Source organism: Chryseobacterium ginsenosidimutans (genome assembly GCF_039536845.1).
Lineage (GTDB): Bacteria > Bacteroidota > Bacteroidia > Flavobacteriales > Weeksellaceae > Chryseobacterium > Chryseobacterium ginsenosidimutans_B.
The window spans coordinates 301,951-323,227 of record NZ_BAAAZJ010000008.1; the positions used below are offsets into that span (position 1 = coordinate 301,951).

At 33.3% G+C, this 21,277-nt stretch carries 26 protein-coding genes and 1 tRNA gene; 20 read left to right on the plus strand and 7 right to left on the minus strand.

Translation table 11 applies throughout. The features are described 5' to 3' along the window. Positions 1 to 221: 221 nt before the first annotated feature. Entirely contained in the window at positions 222 to 647 is a 426-nt protein-coding gene (locus ABD745_RS09770) for a hypothetical protein (RefSeq protein WP_344828704.1), read from the minus strand. Between the two features lie 184 nt (positions 648 to 831). Between ABD745_RS09770 and ABD745_RS09775 the strand changes: the two genes are divergently transcribed. Next, entirely contained in the window at positions 832 to 1,596 is a 765-nt protein-coding gene (locus tag ABD745_RS09775; RefSeq protein ID WP_344828707.1) for an enoyl-CoA hydratase/isomerase family protein, read from the plus strand. A gap of 39 nt (positions 1,597 to 1,635) precedes the next feature. On the opposite strand, the gene ABD745_RS09780 is transcribed toward ABD745_RS09775, so the two are convergent. Continuing rightward, on the minus strand, positions 1,636 to 3,237 hold the full coding sequence (locus ABD745_RS09780; protein ID WP_344828710.1) for a class I SAM-dependent methyltransferase: 1,602 nt from the start codon (positions 3,235 to 3,237) through the stop codon (positions 1,636 to 1,638). A gap of 126 nt (positions 3,238 to 3,363) precedes the next feature. Here ABD745_RS09780 and ABD745_RS09785 point away from each other — a divergent pair, with 126 nt between their 5' ends. The 10 genes from ABD745_RS09785 (at position 3,364) to ABD745_RS09830 (ending at position 9,278) form a co-directional block, all read left to right on the plus strand. Further along, positions 3,364 to 3,981 carry a hypothetical protein gene (locus ABD745_RS09785; protein ID WP_344828713.1) on the plus strand — a complete coding sequence of 206 codons (618 nt, stop codon included), beginning with the start codon at positions 3,364 to 3,366 and terminating at the stop codon, positions 3,979 to 3,981. 62 nt (positions 3,982 to 4,043) lie between these two features. Further along, complete coding sequence (locus ABD745_RS09790; protein ID WP_344828716.1) at positions 4,044 to 4,334, plus strand: winged helix-turn-helix domain-containing protein; 291 nt, start codon at positions 4,044 to 4,046, stop codon at positions 4,332 to 4,334. A gap of 65 nt (positions 4,335 to 4,399) precedes the next feature. Continuing rightward, positions 4,400 to 4,690, plus strand: a complete 291-nt coding sequence (locus ABD745_RS09795) for a hypothetical protein (RefSeq protein WP_344828719.1) — start codon at positions 4,400 to 4,402, stop codon at positions 4,688 to 4,690. A 28-nt stretch (positions 4,691 to 4,718) separates the two neighbouring features. Continuing rightward, complete coding sequence (locus tag ABD745_RS09800; RefSeq protein WP_344828721.1) at positions 4,719 to 5,558, plus strand: metallophosphoesterase; 840 nt, start codon at positions 4,719 to 4,721, stop codon at positions 5,556 to 5,558. 3 nt (positions 5,559 to 5,561) lie between these two features. After that, positions 5,562 to 5,861: a hypothetical protein gene (locus ABD745_RS09805; protein WP_344828724.1), complete on the plus strand. Its 300-nt coding sequence runs from the start codon at positions 5,562 to 5,564 to the stop codon at positions 5,859 to 5,861. A 10-nt stretch (positions 5,862 to 5,871) separates the two neighbouring features. Continuing rightward, positions 5,872 to 6,357 carry a Coq4 family protein gene (locus ABD745_RS09810; RefSeq protein WP_344828727.1) on the plus strand — a complete coding sequence of 162 codons (486 nt, stop codon included), beginning with the start codon at positions 5,872 to 5,874 and terminating at the stop codon, positions 6,355 to 6,357. Positions 6,358 to 6,364: 7 nt separating this feature from the next. Further along, positions 6,365 to 6,670 (plus strand): hypothetical protein, encoded by a 306-nt coding sequence (locus ABD745_RS09815; RefSeq protein ID WP_344828730.1) that lies wholly within the window; start codon positions 6,365 to 6,367, stop codon positions 6,668 to 6,670. Positions 6,671 to 6,689: 19 nt separating this feature from the next. Continuing rightward, on the plus strand, positions 6,690 to 8,066 hold the full coding sequence (locus ABD745_RS09820) for a DUF4153 domain-containing protein (protein ID WP_344828732.1): 1,377 nt from the start codon (positions 6,690 to 6,692) through the stop codon (positions 8,064 to 8,066). A gap of 107 nt (positions 8,067 to 8,173) precedes the next feature. After that, positions 8,174 to 8,713, plus strand: coding sequence for a hypothetical protein (locus ABD745_RS09825; protein WP_344828735.1), 540 nt, complete (start codon positions 8,174 to 8,176; stop codon positions 8,711 to 8,713). Between the two features lie 52 nt (positions 8,714 to 8,765). Beyond that, positions 8,766 to 9,278 carry a hypothetical protein gene (locus ABD745_RS09830; protein ID WP_344828737.1) on the plus strand — a complete coding sequence of 171 codons (513 nt, stop codon included), beginning with the start codon at positions 8,766 to 8,768 and terminating at the stop codon, positions 9,276 to 9,278. Positions 9,279 to 9,354: 76 nt separating this feature from the next. On the opposite strand, the gene bamJ is transcribed toward ABD745_RS09830, so the two are convergent. The 3 genes from bamJ to ABD745_RS09845 are packed head-to-tail and all read right to left on the minus strand — an operon-like array spanning position 9,355 to position 10,900. Further along, the gene (bamJ, locus tag ABD745_RS09835; RefSeq protein WP_344828740.1) at positions 9,355 to 10,038 is read right to left on the minus strand and encodes a BamJ family beta-barrel-assembly machinery protein; all 684 of its coding nucleotides are present in this window, start codon (positions 10,036 to 10,038) and stop codon (positions 9,355 to 9,357) included. 30 nt (positions 10,039 to 10,068) lie between these two features. After that, positions 10,069 to 10,518, minus strand: a complete 450-nt coding sequence (gene dtd / locus ABD745_RS09840; protein ID WP_344828743.1) for a D-aminoacyl-tRNA deacylase — start codon at positions 10,516 to 10,518, stop codon at positions 10,069 to 10,071. A gap of 10 nt (positions 10,519 to 10,528) precedes the next feature. Continuing rightward, complete coding sequence (locus ABD745_RS09845) at positions 10,529 to 10,900, minus strand: helix-turn-helix domain-containing protein (RefSeq protein ID WP_344828746.1); 372 nt, start codon at positions 10,898 to 10,900, stop codon at positions 10,529 to 10,531. 156 nt (positions 10,901 to 11,056) lie between these two features. Here ABD745_RS09845 and ABD745_RS09850 point away from each other — a divergent pair, with 156 nt between their 5' ends. Together ABD745_RS09850 and ABD745_RS09855 are read left to right on the plus strand one after the other, a co-directional pair. Beyond that, positions 11,057 to 12,367 (plus strand): hypothetical protein, encoded by a 1,311-nt coding sequence (locus ABD745_RS09850; RefSeq protein WP_344828749.1) that lies wholly within the window; start codon positions 11,057 to 11,059, stop codon positions 12,365 to 12,367. Between the two features lie 163 nt (positions 12,368 to 12,530). Continuing rightward, entirely contained in the window at positions 12,531 to 13,118 is a 588-nt protein-coding gene (locus tag ABD745_RS09855) for a hypothetical protein (protein WP_344828752.1), read from the plus strand. Positions 13,119 to 13,147: 29 nt separating this feature from the next. Here ABD745_RS09855 and ABD745_RS09860 read toward each other — a convergent pair whose 3' ends face one another. Then, entirely contained in the window at positions 13,148 to 13,600 is a 453-nt protein-coding gene (locus tag ABD745_RS09860; RefSeq protein WP_344828755.1) for a hypothetical protein, read from the minus strand. Positions 13,601 to 13,710: 110 nt separating this feature from the next. Here ABD745_RS09860 and greA point away from each other — a divergent pair, with 110 nt between their 5' ends. The 7 genes from greA (at position 13,711) to ABD745_RS09895 (ending at position 19,639) form a co-directional block, all read left to right on the plus strand. Beyond that, on the plus strand, positions 13,711 to 14,181 hold the full coding sequence (gene greA / locus ABD745_RS09865) for a transcription elongation factor GreA (RefSeq protein WP_047401418.1): 471 nt from the start codon (positions 13,711 to 13,713) through the stop codon (positions 14,179 to 14,181). Positions 14,182 to 14,245: 64 nt separating this feature from the next. Next, complete coding sequence (locus ABD745_RS09870; protein ID WP_344828761.1) at positions 14,246 to 14,635, plus strand: HIT family protein; 390 nt, start codon at positions 14,246 to 14,248, stop codon at positions 14,633 to 14,635. Positions 14,636 to 14,709: 74 nt separating this feature from the next. Continuing rightward, positions 14,710 to 15,897, plus strand: coding sequence for an ATP-dependent Clp protease ATP-binding subunit ClpX (clpX, locus tag ABD745_RS09875; protein ID WP_344828764.1), 1,188 nt, complete (start codon positions 14,710 to 14,712; stop codon positions 15,895 to 15,897). 77 nt (positions 15,898 to 15,974) lie between these two features. Beyond that, on the plus strand, positions 15,975 to 17,948 hold the full coding sequence (locus ABD745_RS09880; protein ID WP_344828767.1) for a T9SS type A sorting domain-containing protein: 1,974 nt from the start codon (positions 15,975 to 15,977) through the stop codon (positions 17,946 to 17,948). Between the two features lie 6 nt (positions 17,949 to 17,954). Further along, positions 17,955 to 18,173, plus strand: a complete 219-nt coding sequence (locus ABD745_RS09885; protein ID WP_344828769.1) for a signal peptidase — start codon at positions 17,955 to 17,957, stop codon at positions 18,171 to 18,173. Between the two features lie 61 nt (positions 18,174 to 18,234). Continuing rightward, positions 18,235 to 19,521: a TlpA family protein disulfide reductase gene (locus ABD745_RS09890; RefSeq protein ID WP_344828771.1), complete on the plus strand. Its 1,287-nt coding sequence runs from the start codon at positions 18,235 to 18,237 to the stop codon at positions 19,519 to 19,521. A gap of 44 nt (positions 19,522 to 19,565) precedes the next feature. After that, positions 19,566 to 19,639, plus strand: a tRNA-Met gene (locus tag ABD745_RS09895). 335 nt (positions 19,640 to 19,974) lie between these two features. On the opposite strand, the gene ABD745_RS09900 is transcribed toward ABD745_RS09895, so the two are convergent. Then, positions 19,975 to 21,276, minus strand: a complete 1,302-nt coding sequence (locus tag ABD745_RS09900; RefSeq protein WP_344828772.1) for an HlyD family secretion protein — start codon at positions 21,274 to 21,276, stop codon at positions 19,975 to 19,977. Position 21,277 lies beyond the last annotated feature (1 nt).

Here is a 21,277-nt window from a genome sequence, read left to right on the forward strand (position 1 = left end):
CCGCCATTATCTTTTAAAAACTTATGCTTTATTGACAATCCAAAGTAACGACAATCATGAATTTTGAAGTAGAGTAGAAAATACCAAATTAACCATTCCGTATTTCTACGTAACCAAGTAGTTAAAGGTCTTCAAAAAACCTTCAGATTAATCTGAAGGTTTCGGTTTGTGAAAACACAAATATTATTCAAAATAATTCAATGATTGTATTCAATGATTGATTATTTCTGTTGCTCAGTTGGCTCAACGTAATCTTCAGGAGTAGCATCTTCAAGCATATTTACAATTCTTGTAACGGCAAAAGAGTTTGGTCCTGTCTGGATAATAGCAAACTGGCTGTATGATGTACCAGATGATTCGTAAGGAGTTGCCACAATATCTCCTGATGGAGTTTTAACGGTAGCTGTAATTTTTGTTAACAGACAAACTCCTCTGCTTGTTGCTTTCCATGTTGTAAGTGGAGTAACAGAATAATTGTCATTTGAACAAAAAATACTTGCATAATAAACTGTACCTGATGCGATATAGTTTGTTGAGTTTTTAATTTCTACTAATGGGTAAGCCATGATAATTAGTTTTTTAGTTTTTTTTCCTACTCTTTTATGGTTTTTCGGATTCACCAGTTCATATTTTTTTTGAAGCTTCATTAAATGAACATTACAAATGTACAGCTGAGCATAATCAAATGATAGAGTACATATTACCAAATTATATTTCCAGTATTTATACGGATTTGCACGACAGAAGTTTACAGAACAATTTATCTTACTTAAACCTTCTCTGAAAGCCGTACATTTAGTATTTTTGTAAGAATTCAAATAAATCTAAATAATGAACGAATTCGTAGTATCGGAACTTAAAAACAATATCGCCGAAATCACATTCGGAACTCCGAAAAGCAACTCTCTTCCGGGAGCAATTCTTGAAAAACTGGCACAGACAATTTTAGACGAAGGAGCAAAAGATGAGGTAAAAGCAATTCTTGTAAAAAGTGAAGGCGAAAAGGCTTTCTGTGCCGGAGCAAGTTTTGATGAGCTTTTGGAAATTGAAGAATTGGAAAAATCAACAAAGTTTTTCGGAGGTTTTGCAAAAGTTTTGAACGCAATGAGAAACTGTGGTAAGATCGTTGTGGTAAGAGTTCAGGGAAAAACAACAGGAGGTGGAGTAGGAATTGCCTGTGGAGCAGATTACTGTTTTGCAACAAAAGATTCTGCGTTGGCTTTAACGGAAATCAATTTAGGAATCGGGCCTTTCGTGATCGGGCCTTATGTAGAAAGAAAAATCGGAAAGTCTCAGTTTTCAGCAATGGCAATTGATGCAGATTTCAGATCGGCAGAATGGGCAGAACAACATAATGTTTATCATTCGGTTTCAGAAAATATTGCGGAAATGGATGCGAAATTGGAGATATTTCTTCAGACTTTGGCTTCAAGAAGCAGTGATGCTTTAGCTTTAATAAAAAAGGTTTCCTGGGAAGGAACAGATCATTTTAATGAATTGATGCCTGCAAGAATTCATATGAGCGCAAGTTTGATCCTGGAAGATTCTGCAAAGAAAAATATCGGAGCAATTAAAGAAAGATTAAGAGCAAAATAATAATGAAGCGTTGAAAATTTCAACGCTTTTATTTTTGAGTCATGCTTTCAATAAATTAATCGAAACCGTTGCCAATTCAGAATTGGGGAATTTCCGGAAGAGCTCTTTATCAATATTTAATCCCGCTTCCAGACATATTTTTATGAATACATCAATTTCCAAAATATATTGATCTGAAAAACCATGCGTTGCTTCATAGGCTGTGGCAGCCGTTTTTCCTAGATTTTCGCTTGTCAGTTTTGGATCAAGAGAATGCAGCTCGATAATTAAAAGTCCGTTTTTCTTAATGTAAGGAAGCCAAAGCTCAATATGTTCTTTTAAGCTTTCTTCAACCACATTATTAGAAAGTCTTTTTCCTTTAAAAGCAAATGCGCCTGTTGAGGTACTAATTCTCTTGGGATTTCTATTTTCAGGAGTTTTCCAGATTCTGTTGTGATCGAGAAAAGTCCGGATGTTCAGGAGATCGGAAAGATTAATATCATAACTTTCTTTCAGATCTTCTGCCAGTTTTTGAGGATTTCCAATGTCTCCCCAAATTACTTTTGCCCAAATATCATTATTGATGAGGTTGGCTCTGGTTACCTTCAAAGCGGCCGGATTATAATCTGCACCTACTAAAAACAAGGGATATTCTTCAAGCATTTTTCCACGGAGAGTGTGTCTTTCAATAGTTTCAAAAATATGCTGGATAAAAGCTCCGTTTCCACAACCCATATCCAAAACCCCCTTTGGCTGCAAGTGGATCGGCCGGTTAAAAATCTCAATAATAAAATCGTTGGCTACTTTAAAATAATTAGAATGCGCTCCGCCACTTCCCCAAACATTCATGGCCCGGTCTACATGTATTTCGTCTTCTCCTTCTGTGATTTCTCTCATTGTAGAGGCATTTCCGAATAAAAGCTCATCCATTTTGTTCAACAAAGGAAGATAAGAAACAGTAACTCCATAAGATGCTGCTCTTTTGGCAAAATAAAGTCCTGTTTCTGTAAATTTATAGTTGTTCTTAGACTTTTTAAACCAGTCTAAATGAGCAAGAAAATCTAAAATAATTTCAAAATTCTCATCATTTTTATGAAATTCCGCTGCCTGAAATGAAGTTTCCATGAAATATTTATGAAACATCCCTGTCATTCCCAGATAAACAATGATAGGACCGATTATGCAGCCTTCAATATGTTTTAGAATCTGCTCCTGAACCTTTTTTTCATCGGGATTTTCAGAAAGTGTAATTCCGAAATTGTGTTTTAAGGAATCGGTAAGAGTTGTAAATTCTTCAATAAATGAACTTTCAACGATCCGGTTTTTTATATCTGTATATTTTTTTTGAAAAGAAACTGCCTTAAGGTAAAGAGGAGAATATTTTTGAAGGTATTGAGTAGAATTGTTTTTTGAGATAATGATCTCGTCGTTTTCATTATTTACCGAATATCCTATAAAACCTTGAGACGACATTGCGTGCAAAGCTACGTTAAGATACCCTTCATTGGCTTTAAAAGTTTCCGTAAGTTCTGCAAGAGTCATTTTATCTTTATCGATAATATAGCAGATAACATCCTTTTTTATTAATGAAGCAACCGTTGGTGCCGTTACAATACCATCCAAATGTCTGAAAATTAACGAGCGCGAAAATTCTTTATCCATATTGTAGTGTTTGTTTTCTAAAGTTAAGGATTACTTATCATGAGAAATAAAAATAATCAGGAAAATTTGAATAATTATTTTGCAGATTAAAATTTAATTATAACTTTGTAATTCAAAGTTCTTTTTATGGATTCAAAAAACTATCACGAAGACTTATCACATATTCGTTCCATGATGGAGCGTTCTTCAAGGTTTATCTCATTAAGCGGATTATCGGGAGTTGTTGCAGGATTGGCTGCAATTATTGGTGCAGTATATGTTTATTTTGTTTTTCACAGAGAGGGAATCAGTTATTTGGATGGTGAAAGAAATATTCTTAGTCCACCTTTGGTGAGAGAACTTGTAATCATCGGGATTGTAATTCTGATCGTGGCAATTCTTAGCGGATATATTCTCACCGCAAATAAAAGTAAAAAGAAAGGATTGAAAATTTGGGATGGAACAACTAAGCGTCTTTTGGTTACGTTTGCAGTACCTTTGATAGCAGGAGGAATCTTCTGTCTGGCTCTTCTTTATCACCATCTTTTTGTGTTCATTGCTCCGGCTACACTCATTTTTTACGGTTTGGCTTTGGTAAGCGCAGAACGATATACATTGACAGATGTAAAATACTTAGGATATTTTGAAATTGTTTTAGGATTGATTTCTTTATTCTTTCTGGGATGGGGATTGCTTTTTTGGGCATTTGGATTTGGAGCTTTGCATATTGTTTACGGCTTGATTATGCATAAAAAGTATAAATAAAACTATAAATTTGCAGGCTTTTAGAAAATGAATATCTAAACCTGCAACTTACTATCTTAATTATGATAAAAATAAATCAACTCAACAAAGAATTCGAAAGCCGTGTGAGATTGGGCATTATGTCTGTTCTTATGGTCAACGACTGGGTTGATTTTTCGGAAATGAAAAATTTGCTGGAGATTACCGATGGAAATTTGGCAAGTCACAGCAATGCTTTGGAAAAAGTAGGATATATAGAAGTGAAAAAAGAATTTGTAGGTAAAAAGCCCAGAACATCTTACAGAGTTACCCAAAGCGGAAGAGAAGCTTTTACGGAACATTTGAATGCTTTGGAAAAATTATTAGGGAGGTAGCTCTAAATTTTTTTATCATTTTACTTTGAATTGCAAAGTACTTTATAAATTTAAAACTTAAAAATATGACTTTAGAAAAACAAAAATCAACAATCATTTTCGCTGTACCGGCTTTATTAATGGCTACAGCATTTTTCGGAAACCTTTTTGTAGAAGGCTGGAATTGGTCACTCTTTGATTTTATTATTGCGGGTGTTTTACTTTTCGGAACCGCTTTCTTTATTAATCTTGTTATTAGATCTAGAAAGTCGTTAGTTTCAAAATTAATAGTCTGTTTTACCATTTTGCTGGTATTGGCTTTAGTATGGATCGAACTGGCTGTCGGGATTTTCGGAAGTCCGTTTGCGGGAAGTTAGATTTTAAACTTAGATTATTAAAATATAAATGAACCGAAAAACCTTTTTAAAAAGATTCTTTCAGATCTCGGTTATTGGATCTTTCCCGGTACTGTATTCATGGCAGATCGAACCATTTTGGCTGGAATTTGTGGAAAGAAAACTCCCCGTTAAAAATTTGCCTAAAGAATTGGAAGGGAAAATTCTAATGCAGATTTCAGATCTACACGTCGGAACCCGCTTCGATTGGAATTTCATTATTGATTCTTTTCAAAAAGCAAAAAAGTACAATCCGGATTTTGTGGTTTATACAGGTGATTTTGTGAATCATGGAACAGTTCAGGAGCGGGAAGATCTTAAAAAAGTTATGCAACATTCTGTTTTAGGAAGCATGGATACTTTTGGAATTTTAGGGAATCATGATTACGGCATTGATTGGCAGGAACTTGATGTTGCTGAGAGCATTACCCAAACGCTTGAAAATTTTGGAATTACAATGTTGAAAAATGCCCAGAAAGAAAGTCATGGATTAAACTTTATCGGCTTAGAAGATCTTTGGTCACCCAATTTTGCTCCGAAAAAAGTAATGAAAAATTACGATGCCTCTAAAGCAAATCTTATTCTTTGTCACAATCCTGATGCTTGTGATAAAGATATATGGAATGGCTATCAAGGCTGGATTCTGAGTGGTCATACTCACGGCGGGCAATGCAGAATTCCGGGTGTGATTACTCCGCTTCTTCCCGTGAAAAACCGGAAATACATTTCTGGTGAGATTGATTTACAAGATGGAAGAATGCTTTATATCAACAGAGCTTTGGGACATTCTTTTCAGGTTCGCTTTATGGTTCGTCCGGAAATTACAGTTTTTACTTTAACTCAAGCTTAAATTATGGAAGATCAGAATATTTTATTGATTGGAAAACTTGCTTTTTGGATTTCATTTTTCCTCGGAAATGTTTGTCTTTTTGGATATGTAATTACAAGAAATGACGAATTCGCTGCAGGCGGAATTACCCTTTTAGGAGCAGGTTGTATGATTAATTCTCTCATTGCTTTAGGATTATTGATTTATGGAATTATTGTAAAAACTAAACTTAACATTTGTTTGAAAGCCGTAGGAATTATGTTGATAAACATTCCTATTGCTATTATTTATGCTGTGATTGGAATCAATATTATAAATGTTTAAAATATAAACTATGAAAAAAATACGCGTTCAATTTCTTCTTTTCGTTTACGACAAAACTCAAAAATTGTACAGAAAATATTTCAAAAAGAAGAAAAGACAATGGCAATTCACAGAAAAGCAATTGCTGGAATTTCAGGAAGATTCTTTGGGACGAAAACTTGGGGAATTTTATAAAAAACACGGTTTTACCATGATTCCGAAAATGGAAGATCACGACGTTCACCATCTGATTACAGGTTGCGGAACCAATTTTGAGGACGAAATCGCAATGCAGTTTCTTCTTCTAGGAAATGGAAAAATGAATGCCCATCTTTTAGCAGCAATCATTCTGGGAACGCTTATTTTACCGGAATATCTCAAAATTTATATGAAAGCCTATAAAAAAGGACAAAATATGCGGCCGTTCTATCACTGGGATTTTGAAGCCTTGCTTTGGCAGAACTTTGAAAACCTGAAAGATTTTGTTCAGCAGAAAAATACAACGGTTTTATATTAATAATCTTATGAAAATTATAAAATTCAGTCAGGAAGGAAAAATAACATTTTATTCTTCTTTCATTGTAGGTACATTACTTTTATTAGGTTTTGTCTTCTCTGGAAATAGCGGATTGATGGTCATTGGATTTTATTATGTTTTAATTGCTGCAGTAATTAATTTGCTTGTATTTTTTCACGAATTAATTGTCTTTCTGTCAAACGTTTCGGATAATAAGGCTCATGGAAATTCTGCAATACTTTTATTACTCAATGTCCCTGTCGTACTGCTTTATATTTCCTTTGTTTTCAATATGATTCCTTTCTATTCTTAAAATTTTAATTAAAAAAAACATGAAAACACATCACTATATATTTCTTACAACGATCTTGTTTGTTATCGTATTTTACAATCAGAATGTAGGTCTTAACCTCGGTATTATCGGGATTATTTACTCCATACTCACACTTTTCAGAACTCCGGCAAAAAACAGAACCAGAACATTTCTTTTTCTTTTTGTTACGAGTATTCTTTCAAGTATTGCGTTTGCCTGGTACGGAGATTTTCCTTCATTTTTGGCGATTGCAAGTTCAATTTTATTGTTAGGCTATCGATCGCGAAACCGAAGAATGAAAATTCTTTTGTTGATTCCGGTTTTTGTTATTAATTGTTTTACATCAATTTGCCGGTTTTTCAGCTTTGATGAATGGCTTCCGAAAAAAGATGTTCCCGGATTGTGGCAGAAAACGCTGGCTTTTGTATTGATTCCGTTAATTCTAATCTCTGTTTTCTTCGGGATTTATTCTGCGGGAAGTGATCATTTTGCCAATCTTTTCACGAATTTTGAATTTGATATTAATTTTTGGCAGCTATTGGCAATGATTGTTTTAGGATTTTTTATTGCCTTTAATTATTGGAATTACGCGGTTGAAAAATTCATCTACAAAAACAATCATATTTTAAATAATGATTTTCAGGAGAAAGATAAAATACAGAAATCGACGTATTCTTTTCTTGATTTGGATGCAGAAAGAATGAGCGGTGTCATTTCTTTCTTTGCTCTTAATGTTTTGCTGATATTTTTCATTATTACGTATAATTACGAGCAGTTTTATGAAGCTATAAAAACGCCGGTTCAGCTTTCTGAAGAAACACATGAAAGGGTAAATGCTGTAATTATGTCAATTGTAATGGCAATTTTGGTCATTATGTTTTATTTTAAATCCAATTTCAATTTTGATCCGAAAGCGGGCTTAATGAAAATTTTAGTTAAAATATGGATTTTTCTGAATGCTGTTCTCGTGATTTCCGCAATGGTAAAAAACTCAGAATATATTATCAATTATGGTTTTACCTATAAAAGATTAGGTGTTTTTGCTTTCCTGATTTTGTCATTAATTGGTTTGGTCATGACTTTTATTAAAATTCAGACGAAGAAAAGAAATATTTTTCTTTTTAATACAATGGTTTGGTACGTTTACGGAACAATTCTTATTTGCAGCTATGTAAATTGGGGCGGAATTATCACTTCTGAGAATATGAAACGCAAAGATTTTGCTTTAAATTATCATAAAACAGGGATCAATTTCAGTGAAAAAGCTTTATTAAAATATGCGGAAGAAAAACATGATGAGAAACTGAAAGCTGAAATTTTGAATTTGGGCAGAGTGAAATTTCAAAAAAATGAAAAATTCCTTTCCAAAGTTCTCTTTTATCAAACAATTAAATGATAAATCTTAGGTTTTTTATAAGTTGAAAATTACACTAATGGAACAATTTTGGCTTTTCAATATTACCAAAAGTCAAAAGACTTTAGATATTATTAAAAATAATTATTATGAAAAAATTCTTATTGCTAATCCCATTGATCATTATTTCCTGCAAAAAAGATCCGGGTATTCTGGAAACTCAGAATAAAGATTCCATGGCGGTTAGCGAACAGCCTGCTTCTACCGAAAGACCGGATTCTGCAGCTCTGAGGATGAAGGATTCCATTATTAATAATGCCCCGAAAACGAAAGAAGTGCTGAAAAAAGGAGTGATGAGAACCGTGAAAGACGGACAGATCATCAGAACGGTAGATGCAGAACAGTTTCCTTTAACTTTAGGTGAAGAATTTACTAAAGACGGACAGGAATTTATTTTAAAAATAACAGATTTTGAAAAGCCAACTTTAAAAGCTAACATTTCAACAAAAGAAAAAGATTTTAATATTCGTTTCAACCAGATCAAATTACCGAATGGTGATTATGATGGACCTTTCGGGAGAGAAATTACGTATGATGTGAAAGAAAAAGGTGAAGTTTGGCTGATTATCGGTAAAAGTAATATGGCTTCCGGAAATACAAAAGGAAATTTTACGGTAAGTGTAGAGTAATTTGAAACGATTTGGTACAATTTCTGCAAACTAAACTTTAAAATTTATCATTATGAAAAATATATTTTTGACAGCGGCAATAGCTTCGGTTGCTCTCGTAAATTGTGGAACGGTGCAGTCGTTGGTTCAGAATACATTTCCTTATACAGCCAATGTTTTAGTTTCCACGGGAGTTCCTGCTGATAAAGAGGTCTCTTCTACTGCCACTGCTACCAATGTTCAGACTTGGTTTGGAGGCAATAATAATGCGAAAATTAAAGATGTGAGAATTTCGGATGCAAAAGTTTCTGTAGTTTCTCCTTCAGGCGGAAATCTCAGTGCTTTAAAATCGATCAAAGTTTATATTTCTTCAAGCGGAACCAGCGAAAAACTGGTTGCTTCAAGATCGGATATTTCGACAGATGCTTCAAGTTTAAATCTTGATCTGGGAAATTCAGGTTTTCTTGATGAAGTAGTAAAGAGTACCGGAGTTACCGTAAGAACGGTTTATGAATTAAAAAATCAGACGAGTTCAGATATGAACCTTAAAGTTGCGCTTAATTTTAGCAGTATTCCTGCAAATTAATTTTTTATAAAAGTTTATTTTAAAAAACGTCTTTCAAGAATTTTGAAAGACGTTTTTGATTTTATTTAGAAAGTAATTATTTAAAATCTACCAGTTCAACATCGAAAATGAGAGCTGCTCCCGGAGGAATTACATTTCCTGCTCCATTGTCTCCATAAGCAAGATTGGATGGAATGTAAAATCTGTATTTTGCACCTTTGCTCATCAGCTGAATACCTTCTGTCCATCCAGGAATAACGCCTGAAAGGTTTAGCTCAATTGGTTTTCCGCCATTTTTATCTGTAGAATCAAAAACAGTTCCGTCCATCAGCTTTCCTGTGTAGGTTACATTAGCAGTACTTGAAGCGGTAGGTTTAGCTTTTCCGTCGCCTTCTTTCAGTACTTCATATTGTAAACCGCTTGCTGTGGTTGTTATTTTCTTGTTCAGCTTGTTTTTAGCAAAGAATTCTGCGCTTTTCTTCTTATTTTCTTCTGCCTGTAATTTTGACTGTGCCTGTTTTTTCTCGTTTTGTTTCTGCATGAAACCCTGTAAGAACGTGCCCAATTCCTCTTTCGGGAATAATTTTGGCTTATCAGAAAATTCGTCTTTTATTGCCTGAGCCAAAAGATCCGGATCTACCGGAAATGCTTGTTTTTTCATGTTTTGAGCAATGTCAAGACCGATATAATAAGATGCTTTCTGATCTTCAGTGTAAGATTTTTGGGCAAATGCAAAGTTTACTCCTGTAAGAAGAACTAAGGTAACTAAGGTTTTTTTCATTTTTGAATTAAAATATAATCTGTTGCAAATTTAAGCTTTTGTAATGGAATCCATCACGATTGTCACCGGACCGTCGTTGATTAAGGAAACTTTCATGTCTGCACCGAAAATTCCGCTTTCGGTTTTTAATCCTGATTTTGAAATTTCTTCTTTAAAATAATCAAAAAGAGGTATCGCTTTATCGGGTTTTGCGGCTTTAATGAAAGACGGTCGGTTTCCTTTTTTGTAATCTGCAATCAACGTAAACTGACTGATACAAAGTATTTCTCCTTTAATGTCCTGCACAGAAAGGTTCAGTTTATCATCTTCATCCCCGAAAATTCTTAAGTTTAAAATTTTCTGAACAAGCCATTCTGCATCGGTTTTCTCATCATTTTCATCAATTCCTACCAAAAGCATTAATCCTTTCCCAATTTCACCAACGATTTTTCCGTCGACTTTTACATGGGATTCGGAAACTCTTTGTATAACGACTTTCATTAAAAATATTTTAGCGGGTTTTTGTTTTCCAGAATTCTACCTGTTCTTTTAGCTCTTTAATACGATCTTCATATAATTCAATTACTTTTTCAGATAATTGATTAATGGTGATATGAGTATCATGATGTGTATTTGTCTGAACCGCAGAAGCATTATCCTGATTTGTATTTATATTATTATCAGAATTAATAAAAAAGTCTTCAGGTTTAATGTCTAAATTTTCACATAGTTTTTCGATGTGATTAACCCAAGAATTCGTTTCGCCACTTTCTATTCTACTATATGCTGAGCGGGAAATTTGTAGTCTTTCAGCCATTTCTTCCTGAGAAAAGCCTTTATTTTCTCTTAATCTTCTTATTTTGCTTCCTATCTGAACATTCATAACTAAATCTGATATATTAATTATGACAAAAGTAACAAAAACTCTCTTTCCAATTCATAAAAATTCTTTCTCCCGAAAAAAGGGAATGAATTCCCGAAAATAGAACAGTAAGGTATTGGAATAAATTTTATATTCGCAATATTAAAATAATACAAAATGAAAAAAACTTATTTCCTGATGCTTACGGCATTGGTCCTATCCTTATTAAGTTGTCGTCCAGAAGATGTTTCTGAGACTCTATCTAATCAAACTCACAAATCGAACTTCGACGCAAGTTTTAAGGAAGTATTAAAAGCTACAAAATCTCCCGATGAAAATTCTTTAATGGCAAAAGTGCCGGACTTTGCTGAAGGTTATGAGCCTTCTGATTTTCTTATCGACACCACAAAAATTAAGAAAACAGTAAAGAATGGCGAAATTACCGAATATGCAATATATCTTAAAAAGAAAAACGAAACGGAAGTCGGTGTATTCTACAATTTGGTTTTTACCAAAAAAATAAACCATTGGAAAAAGTATTTGGTGAAATTTACTCCTTCAATTATTCCGGAAACAAATGCTAAAGTAGGTTACAGATGCGAATTCATTTCTAAAAAAGCTCAAGCTTCAAAGTGTGGATCTTCTTTCTATATGACTGAATATTTCCAATGTTGGGCAGGACATACGGATCCAAATGACGGAGACTGCAACGGATGCTGGAGATTGGGAACTTATGGTATTACCAATACCTGCGATGAAGAAGCTCCCGATGATTTTAATGGTGCAGGAGATAATTATGGTGGTGGTGTGATCCCCAATATAGACGGAGTTATAAATGCTTATGCAGATCCTTATCATTGGGGATTGTATAACGGATTATCTGTTGAAAATAAATTTAAGTGTTATCAGGCTTTAATGTTGTCAAGTGATACTAGTTATGTAAATTTTTCTATAAGCTTCTTTTATAATAATCCGACTACATCTTGGGAGCAGTTTCAAAATTGGTTTTTGAATCAAAATAGTTTATCCTTAGTTAGCACTGTTAGCGGAAGTAATTCTATTATCTTTAATAATTTACAAGATTTTAAATCAAGTTTATTATCAAAAAATAGTAATTTAATAACTGAAAGTTTGATTTTACAAGATAATGGTTCTGAAAAAATAGTTTCAGCAAGAGTAAAACGAACAGGAGTTTGGGGAAGTGGAGAAGAAGTTAGAATTAAATTAAAAAAAGTTAATAATGTTTGGACTTTTGACAGTGTGATATCTACTGAATATGGCTTAACTTTAGGTGTTTGGAGTTTCACTCAGCTTGATTATAGCCAAAATACAAACTCAAATACTTTAACTGTTGAAGTAACTGGTCTTGAAAACTATAATGTATTTTTAGAAGGTTTAGGAACTGTATATAAAGATAGGGTTATGATAAGAGTTAAAATCAATATTAATACAGGAAATATTTTTAGTATTGAATTTATAGATTTATAAAATATGGAAACAATAAGTGAGTTCAGCTTTAGTTTATTTTTCTTACAGATTATAGCATTAATTTTTCTTGTAATAGTTTGCTATTTCGTATACAAAATTTACAAAAAGCTAAAGTAAGATTTTAAACCGCAGAAATTTTCTGCGGTTTATAAACATAACAATGATGAAAAAAATATTGTTACTCTTTTTACTAAGCTTTTTATTTACTGTTAATGCACAATCAAACGATACTGTATTTATCAAAAAAAACAAATCTCAAAGAGTTTATATTTTACAAGATAGAAATTCGAATGAATATAATTCATTAATTGACTTTTCAAATTTTAATACAAATGTGAAAACAAGTGAACTTGAAAGTTTGGGCATGAATTCAAAATGGCTTCCTGTATATAAATATAGTGGTAATTATTATTTATATATTCCTTGTGATGTAATAAATGACAGGAAATATTTAATTACTGATAATAATATCCAGATACAATCATCAGAAGTAACAAGTTATGTTATAAATTCAATTAAAAAAGAACAAAAGAATGTATTTATTAATTATACAGAACCAAATTCTAAAGAAAATTTTTCTTTAAAAATTTCACCTGTTGATAAAAATAATGGAATTTATAAATTTATTACTACTAACAAACAACTTTCGTACGAAATAATAATGCTGGATGCAAACAAATATAAAAACTACAATGTAGTTATAAATGACTGCACTAACAATAAAGTTAACGAATTTGAATTTGATAAATAAACCGCAGAAAATCTCTGCGGTTGCATTTTTTAGTAATAAATATTTAAAATTTTCCCTGCAGGATCATAATTATAAGGATAGGTTTTTGGAGGAACATTGGCAACCGCAGTTGGCTGTCCTGTCAATAAAATCCATTGTGCATTATCTTTTGGGCAAATAATTCTGATGTTATCCTGAACTTCAAGTGTTGTATTGTTATCCGGGCAAGTGTGTGGTGCATTTCTGTCATATGCTTTAAATGTAGTGTCAGAAGCTCTCACAACGATTAAGCCTCTTGTTCCGGATTGTTGCTCATTGATGTAAACCCAGCCTCCAACTTGATTCAAAGAATAGTAAGCAGGCAGATTAAGATTTAAAGTAACATTGATGGGGTTGCTTGGAAAACAACTTACAGTGTCTTCTCTGCTTCCACAAGAATTTATGCATAAATTATTGAAAATCAATAATGTAATTATAGATAAGATTGAAAAAGTTTTTTTCATTTCAATTTAAATTTTTATATATTTGTAAAAGTTAAAACGATTACAACACGAAAACATTGTCCGACAAATGTCGGATTATTTTTTTATACTAAAACTAAATTTTGAAAATTATGGCAAGCTATGTTACAAAGGAGGGATTAGAGAAAATGAAAGCTGAGCTGGAACAGTTGGAAACTGTGGAAAGACCAAAAATTACGCAGCAGATTGCAGAGGCAAGAGATAAAGGAGATTTGTCTGAAAATGCAGAATATGATGCGGCTAAAGAAGCTCAGGGTATGCTTGAAATGAGAATTTCTAAGCTAAAGGATGTTATTTCTTCTTCTAAGATTATTGACGAAAGCCAATTAGATACTTCAAAAGTTTCAATCCTTACAACGGTGAGACTTAAAAATAATGCAACGAATCAGGAACAGATATTTAAATTGGTACCTGATAATGAGAGCGACCTTAAAACAGGAAAAATTTCTGTAAATACTCCGATTGCAAAAGGTTTATTAGGGAAAGTTATTGGTGAAACTGCAGACATTACGTTGCCAAACGGAAACAAACTGTCTTTTGAAGTATTAGACATTACTCTATAAATTAATAATTAAAATTTTGAAACTGATATTTTAAGTAACGCTTCTAAAATCTAATTTCTATAAAATGAGTACAATATTCACAAAGATTATCAACGGAGAAATCCCTGCATATAAAATTGCCGAAGATGATAATTTTATTGCATTTCTGGATGCGATGCCCTTGGTAAAAGGTCATACGCTGGTTGTTCCGAAAAAAGAAGTTGATTTAATTTTTGATCTGGAAAGCGAAGAATACAAAAATCTTTGGAGTTTTGCTCAGGAAGTCGCCAGGAAAGTGAAAAATGCAATTCCGTGCATAAGAGTAGGAGTGGCAGTGGTAGGATTGGAAGTTCCTCATGCACATATTCATTTAATTCCTTTAAATAAAGTGGAGGATATGAATTTTAAAAATGAGAGACTGAAATTATCAAACGAAGAATATACAGATATTCAGAACTCAATTATTAATTCTTAAAAAATAACAGAAACTCGTAAAACTAACTTTTACGAGTTTGTTTAATCTATACCTTATATTATTATATATATAAAATGAATTCAAACCAATGTTCTTTCTGCGGAAGAAAGAGAAATGAAGTTCAAATGCTGATTTCCGGTCAAAGCGGATTTATTTGCGAAAACTGCATCGAGCAGGCTCATGTGATCGTAAAAGACAGCGGTTCAAAATCCGGTTATTCTCCTGCAGAAAATGTAGATGAATTAAAAAAACCAAAAGAGATTAAAGAATTTCTTGATCAGTATGTGATAGGGCAGGATCAGGCAAAGAAACAATTGTCGATTGCTGTTTATAATCATTACAAAAGATTGCTTTATGCTCAAAACGAAAATAGAGAAGTTGAGCTTGAGAAATCAAACATCATCATGATCGGTGAGACAGGAACGGGAAAAACTTTATTGGCGAAGACCATTGCAAGAGAATTAAATGTTCCGTTCTGTATCGTTGATGCAACTATTTTGACAGAAGCGGGTTATGTAGGAGAGGATGTTGAAAGTATCTTATCGAGACTTTTAATGGTTGCAGATTATGATGTAGAAAAAGCTGAAAAAGGAATTGTTTTTATCGATGAGATTGATAAAATTGCAAGAAAATCTGATAATCCGAGTATCACAAGAGATGTTTCGGGAGAAGGTGTTCAGCAGGGTTTATTAAAATTATTGGAAGGAAGTATTGTGAATGTGCCGCCTCAGGGAGGTAGAAAACACCCCGACCAAAAATATATTCAGGTAAATACTCAAAATATTTTGTTTATCGCCGGAGGTGCTTTTGACGGTATTAAAGAAATTATCGAAAGAAGAATGAACAAGCAGGCAATAGGTTTCAGCTCTGAAAAAATCAATAAAATGGATGAAGATGATTATGTATTAACAAATATTAATGCAATTGATCTTCGTACTTTCGGATTAATTCCCGAACTTTTGGGGAGATTTCCAATCATCACTTACCTTGATAAACTCACGAAAGAGGTAATGGTAAGGATCATGAAAGAACCTAAAAATTCTATTGTAAACCAATTTGTGGAGCTTTTTAAAATGGACGGAACCAAATTAGAGTTCACAGATGGGGCAATTGAGAAGATTGTAGAAGAGACAATCGAGAAAGGTTTAGGAGCAAGAGGATTGAGAGGAACCACTGAAAAAGTGCTTGAAGACTACATGTTCTCAATAGGAGAGGAGAAAGAAATAATATTAACTGAGGATAATATTTTTGTTAATAAATAAAATGTTTTTGTTTTTTCATAAAAAAAACATACATTTGCAGTTGAGATATTGTATTAACACACAAATAATTATATACAATGAGAAAAAGTTTATTTGCTATTGGTTTATTAGCAGCAGTTTATTCTGTTCAGGCGCAGAATGTTCTAGTACACGTAGATGATGCTGCTACTACGTATGTAAGTGAAGGCACTCTGGTTTATAGCGGAGGAGGCGTTCAAACAAGGGGAGCTGGTATCATGGATGTTCATGGTAACATTATGGTAGAAGCTTCTGCTGCTGACGCTTTCAAAACAATTACTACAGGGGGAGCTGACAAAACAGATGGTGGAAACATCGTCTTAAGACTTAATACGCCTGGTGCTGGAAGTTACGATACTTCCACTTATGGTCAGCTTTACATTAATGGTATTTCTACTGCTAATCTTACAGGTATTGTAAGCAAAGAGTATAGAACAGCCAAAAATGGTAATGGAAATTATTTCCAACAAATAGCTCTTCCATTTGCAGGAAAAGCGTACAGTTCTTTATCCACAGAACTGGCTAAAACATTTGGTACAACCAGATGGACCCAAAATGAAATCTTAAGTTGGAATAACGCAAATGTAGTATCAAACCATGTTACAAACTTGGCTAATACTACACCTGCAGCTCCTATGTATTATATGTTAGGATCTAACAACAACAATCTAGACTTAAGTACTCCACCGGCAAGTTTGCCTACAATTGCACCTACTGCTACAGGTTCTGTGTTTACACTGAACGGAGCACCAGTGCGTTCTGAGGATTTGGCTGCTGTAAGTTTGCAAAATGCAGGAGCTAGTGTTGCTTTTGGTGTTAACGGTAACAATACCAACCAATATAACGAGAAGTATAATTCTTATCTTCAGGATCAGTTTGATTATACCACAGGAGTTTTTCTAGGAACGTATGGTAAAAATATCTACCAATTTGGTAACCCATATTTTACTAACTTAGATTTATCAAGAATCGGTTATATAGAAAATGGAGGGGTAACTGATGGTAACAATATTGCAAACATATGGGGTGTAAAATATTCTACAGGTACAGTTGAAACATATCCTAATGGTACGACTTTCACTACAGGTGCTCAAGTTCAGACATTTGATCAGTTTACAGGAGTTCCTGCTGGAGATACGGGACTTATTATCAAACCAATGCAGACATTTGTTCTTAAGTTGAGAGATAACACAGCACAAACGTTAAATTTCAGTACTCTTAGAAGATTCTCAAGTACGGTAAGAGCCGCTGCAACTGATTATAATGTTACTGCCGCTAAAGGCATTGTTGGAACTTTAAAACAGCTTGGTGTCATTGCATTAGATGCAACAGGAAAAGAGGTAGGAAGAACATATTATGTGGTAACTCCTAACGCTACTACTGGTCACCAGACAACTGGTGCTACAAGTATTCAGGCGGCTGCAACAGGAGGTGATGCTATCGGTACTTTCGAAGAATTGCCAACTGGAGGTTATGATAACAATAACGTAAACTATTGGTTGTACATTAACGAAGCTAATGAGAGTAACTTTAAAGGAAAAAATGTTAAGTTAGTAACTTACAATCCTGCAATTGTAAAATCATACAAATTCGAAATTAAAGAAAATACGGTACCAATTGCTAACGGAGCACATGCTTTGTCTGCAGGAATTGGTTTCTACTATAAAGCACCAAACGGAACGGCACAGCAAGCAGTGCAAGGAGCAGTAATTCCTGTGACCGGCACTGAATATGATCTATACTATGGAGAACCAAGTAATATTGTTTTAGCAGCTAATGAAAATAAAGCTCCTTCAAGAACATTAGTGGTTTATAATCCTGGAATTGATAACTACATCGTTAGATTTGATCCAAATTGGAAAAAAGCAGATATCGAGGTTTATGATATGAGTGGTAAATTGGTTATCTCTAAAAAATCGGTAGAAACTTCTAAAGACTTTGTAATTGAATTAGATAAAAAAATCAAAAATTCTTACGTGGTAAAAGTTGTTTCGGACAAAGGAGATATTGTTAACACTAAAATCTTAAAATAGACAAATATGAAAACTATTAATAAACTAGTATATTCTCTTTTTCTTTTAGCTGTGTTTTTTGTAAATGCTCAGCCGCCTCAACCACCAAATGGAGGTACTGGAGGTTCAGGTACGGGATCACAGACATTAGCATCGCCAGTTGACATGTATGTATACGCGCTAGGCATTGTTGCAGTAATGTTCATTGCTTTCTTTACAAAAAAGTATACAAGCAAAAAAGCATAAAATTTTATTAAAATAATATTAAACTCTCTGATTAGTCAGAGAGTTTTTTTATTTTTACGATATGAAAAAGATATACACAATATCAGCTTTATTAGCTGCATTTTCATTACAGGCTCAGTTTACAGTCACCATTCAGGCTCCTGCTGATTTTAAAGATCAAGACGCGATTTTATATACTTTAAATGGTTCTAAGGATATTATTTTCTCAAAAGAACAGAGTAAAAATAATGTTTGGACTTTCAAGTATCCGAAAAATTATATGGGAATGATGAAAGTCTATTTCCCGAATTCAAATAATACTTTCAATTTTATTTCTGAAAATAAAAATGTAAATGTTAAACTTGAAACACAGACAAACAAGGTTAAAGACATCATTTATTTAGATGAAGCTAATAATATTATGAGTAAGCTTCAGGAAGGATCTCAAAAGAAAGAATTAATACTTCCTGCTTTGTCGCAGATAAAAGAATATTACAAAGAAAACACAGACTTTGGAAAGGCTTTAAAAACTGAAATAAACAGGCTTTCAGGAGGCTCTGAAGGGATTGATCAGAATCAGCACCCATTTATTTATTACTATAATACAAACTATAGTAAATACCTTTCTAATGATGCTTCTAAAAAAGTAAACCAGGATGAAGTCATTAATTTTCTTGATAAGTCTAATGACATGCTGGAAACATCATCTTTGCTAAGACCAATTTTAGTGAGCTATTTGAATTCAGGAGGAAATACAAATGTTACAGCTTCTGTGGATAAACTTTTGGACAGATTAAAGGTCGAAACTCCGCGTGGACAGACTGTTCTTTCTGAATTGATTGATATTTTTGATGTGTACGAAATGCAGGAATTTAAAGATAAATATCTAGGTCTTGCTAAGAATCTTAAATGTACAATTACAGACAGGCTGGCTTCTACATTGAAGTCTAATGCGAATGTAGAAATCGGGGCGGCTTTTCCTAATAATAAATTCCAATCTCCGGTAAACAGTACGGCGAAGTCTCTTTATGATATTAAAGCAGATAAGAAGGTTATTATATTCTGGTCGTCTACTTGCTCGCATTGTGAAGAAGAACTTCCAAAATTATTGGCAAAATACAATGATCTGAAAGCAAAAAATATCCAGGTTGTGGGTTTGTCTCTGGATGTTGATAAAGATTCTTATTCTAAGAAGATTTCTGCGTTCCCATGGGTAAATGATTCAGAATTGAGAGGATGGAATAGTAGTTATGTAGATACATATAATGTTCATGCAACTCCAACGTATTTTATTTTAGATGCTAACAATAAGATTATCAATAAACCAGAGCATGTTGGTGATGTTTTGGAATATTTTAAGCTAAAATAATTTTGGTATTGTGTAAATATTTTCTATATTTGCACCACCAAAACGGCGAGGTAGCTCAGTTGGTTAGAGCGCAGGATTCATAACCCTGAGGTCACGGGTTCAATTCCCGTCTTCGCTACAAATAGAAGGCTGTAAGATTTTTCTTACAGCTTTTTTATTTTTATTAAACTGTACCCAAAAACTCGGTTGAGACGATTTATTAAAAAATATTATCCAATAAAAAGAGAGTGCTTACTCATAGTTTTGTACATAGGTCTTTTACCATTTTATTTAAATTCGAGTGAAGTTTAACAATAAAATATTGATTTGATTTATTGTCATTCTTTTTCAATTTAAATTCTAATCAATGAAAACCACAGTTATCTGTAAATAACACATCCCCTCAAAATAATTAAGATAAGAAGCGCAAAAAAGCCGAAACATCGTTTCGGCTTTTATTATTTAATTTCGATATTAACTTTGGTAACCCAATAATTTTCTGATCTGATAGAAAAATCTTTCAATTAACCTTAGATCCTCGGTAACGATTTCAGCGCTGCCTTTAAGCTCTTTATCAAAAATAAGATTTTTATTATAACTTGTTTTTAATCCTTTCGGAAGAACGACGTCTACATAATAGTTTCCGTCTTTATCAGGAGAAAGTGAGATATTTTGAACTTTTCCCTGTACAATTCCATATTCCTGATAACGGTAATTATCCAGTTTAATTAAAACTTTTTCTCCCGGAGTGATCTTCCCGGAATTGGTTGCCGGTACAGACATTCTTCCGACCAATTTTTCCTTGTTTTTAGGAAGAATGGACAAAATAGCATCACCAGCTTTTACAAACTGATTTTCACCCAAAAATTGCTGAAAACTTGCAAGACCTTCCGTATTTGAGATTATCAGGTAGCTTTGTTCCCATTGTTTTAAAGATTTTCTGAGCTGTTCAAACAACTGTAAAGTTTGGGAAGAGTAGGTGATTTTATCTTTTTCTGTGTTGATTGCCGTTCCGCTTTTTGTTTTGTTTAAATTAGAGATGCCTTCCTCCATTTGTGAAAGAGAAATATTGATATTTTCTAAATTTTGCTGAGCCTGTAAAAACTTTATCTTTTCATTTTCAAGTTCCATTGATGCAATGACACCTTGCTTGAATAATTCCTGTGAACGTTGATAATTCTTCTTTGTAAGCTCATATTTTGCCTGCTCCAGACTCTTTTGCTGTTTTGTAGTAGCAATTCGGATTCTGTATTCAGAAAGACTTTGGTTGGCAGCTAAATTTTCAGGTGCATAAGGTTGAAGCCTCGTAAATAAAGCTTCATCCTGAAATGCTTTTGCAAAATTATTGTAATCGCCCTGCAATTCTCCAAGTTTGAAATGGGAAGCCTGACTGAGAGGGAATGATGATAACTGATCATATTCAATAGAATCGACCAATTTTTTAAGTTGTAAAACATCCAGATAATTTGCAGAAGACTGCATGACCATCAGAACTTCATTCTTTTTAACCTGCTGATGATCTTTAATAAGTATTTTTTCGATTTTTGAATTAATTCTCGCTTCTAATTTTTCAGGTGGGTTTTGAGAGGTTACAACAATCGGAGCAGGAATAAATTCCGGATATCTTATAAGGTAACTCATCACTAAGATAAGTACCAGTATTAAAAGAATAATAGTGTTTCCCCAGCGGATCATCCAGTGAGGTGGTTGTGTAAGAATATCCTGAACGCTTTCCGAGCGTAGTTCAATATTATCTAAAATGTCTTTTTCTGCCATT

Excerpts from the sequence above, each read along its gene's own strand:
- ABD745_RS09845 (WP_344828746.1), bottom strand. The coding sequence starts at position 10,900 with ATGAATGTTCAGATAGGAAGCAAAATAAGAAGATTAAGAGAAAATAAA.
- ABD745_RS09830 (WP_344828737.1), top strand. The coding sequence starts at position 8,766 with ATGAAAAATATATTTTTGACAGCGGCAATAGCTTCGGTTGCTCTCGTA.
- ABD745_RS09815 (WP_344828730.1), top strand. The coding sequence starts at position 6,365 with ATGAAAATTATAAAATTCAGTCAGGAAGGAAAAATAACATTTTATTCT.
- greA (WP_047401418.1), top strand. The coding sequence starts at position 13,711 with ATGGCAAGCTATGTTACAAAGGAGGGATTAGAGAAAATGAAAGCTGAG.
- ABD745_RS09800 (WP_344828721.1), top strand. The coding sequence starts at position 4,719 with ATGAACCGAAAAACCTTTTTAAAAAGATTCTTTCAGATCTCGGTTATT.
- ABD745_RS09795 (WP_344828719.1), top strand. The coding sequence starts at position 4,400 with ATGACTTTAGAAAAACAAAAATCAACAATCATTTTCGCTGTACCGGCT.
- ABD745_RS09825 (WP_344828735.1), top strand. The coding sequence starts at position 8,174 with ATGAAAAAATTCTTATTGCTAATCCCATTGATCATTATTTCCTGCAAA.
- ABD745_RS09870 (WP_344828761.1), top strand. The coding sequence starts at position 14,246 with ATGAGTACAATATTCACAAAGATTATCAACGGAGAAATCCCTGCATAT.
- ABD745_RS09775 (WP_344828707.1), top strand. The coding sequence starts at position 832 with ATGAACGAATTCGTAGTATCGGAACTTAAAAACAATATCGCCGAAATC.
- ABD745_RS09880 (WP_344828767.1), top strand. The coding sequence starts at position 15,975 with ATGAGAAAAAGTTTATTTGCTATTGGTTTATTAGCAGCAGTTTATTCT.
- ABD745_RS09850 (WP_344828749.1), top strand. The coding sequence starts at position 11,057 with ATGAAAAAAACTTATTTCCTGATGCTTACGGCATTGGTCCTATCCTTA.
- clpX (WP_344828764.1), top strand. The coding sequence starts at position 14,710 with ATGAATTCAAACCAATGTTCTTTCTGCGGAAGAAAGAGAAATGAAGTT.
- ABD745_RS09860 (WP_344828755.1), bottom strand. The coding sequence starts at position 13,600 with ATGAAAAAAACTTTTTCAATCTTATCTATAATTACATTATTGATTTTC.
- ABD745_RS09820 (WP_344828732.1), top strand. The coding sequence starts at position 6,690 with ATGAAAACACATCACTATATATTTCTTACAACGATCTTGTTTGTTATC.
- ABD745_RS09780 (WP_344828710.1), bottom strand. The coding sequence starts at position 3,237 with ATGGATAAAGAATTTTCGCGCTCGTTAATTTTCAGACATTTGGATGGT.
- ABD745_RS09890 (WP_344828771.1), top strand. The coding sequence starts at position 18,235 with ATGAAAAAGATATACACAATATCAGCTTTATTAGCTGCATTTTCATTA.
- ABD745_RS09790 (WP_344828716.1), top strand. The coding sequence starts at position 4,044 with ATGATAAAAATAAATCAACTCAACAAAGAATTCGAAAGCCGTGTGAGA.
- ABD745_RS09810 (WP_344828727.1), top strand. The coding sequence starts at position 5,872 with ATGAAAAAAATACGCGTTCAATTTCTTCTTTTCGTTTACGACAAAACT.
- ABD745_RS09855 (WP_344828752.1), top strand. The coding sequence starts at position 12,531 with ATGAAAAAAATATTGTTACTCTTTTTACTAAGCTTTTTATTTACTGTT.
- ABD745_RS09900 (WP_344828772.1), bottom strand. The coding sequence starts at position 21,276 with ATGGCAGAAAAAGACATTTTAGATAATATTGAACTACGCTCGGAAAGC.
- ABD745_RS09885 (WP_344828769.1), top strand. The coding sequence starts at position 17,955 with ATGAAAACTATTAATAAACTAGTATATTCTCTTTTTCTTTTAGCTGTG.
- ABD745_RS09785 (WP_344828713.1), top strand. The coding sequence starts at position 3,364 with ATGGATTCAAAAAACTATCACGAAGACTTATCACATATTCGTTCCATG.
- dtd (WP_344828743.1), bottom strand. The coding sequence starts at position 10,518 with ATGAAAGTCGTTATACAAAGAGTTTCCGAATCCCATGTAAAAGTCGAC.
- ABD745_RS09770 (WP_344828704.1), bottom strand. The coding sequence starts at position 647 with ATGAAGCTTCAAAAAAAATATGAACTGGTGAATCCGAAAAACCATAAA.
- ABD745_RS09805 (WP_344828724.1), top strand. The coding sequence starts at position 5,562 with ATGGAAGATCAGAATATTTTATTGATTGGAAAACTTGCTTTTTGGATT.
- bamJ (WP_344828740.1), bottom strand. The coding sequence starts at position 10,038 with ATGAAAAAAACCTTAGTTACCTTAGTTCTTCTTACAGGAGTAAACTTT.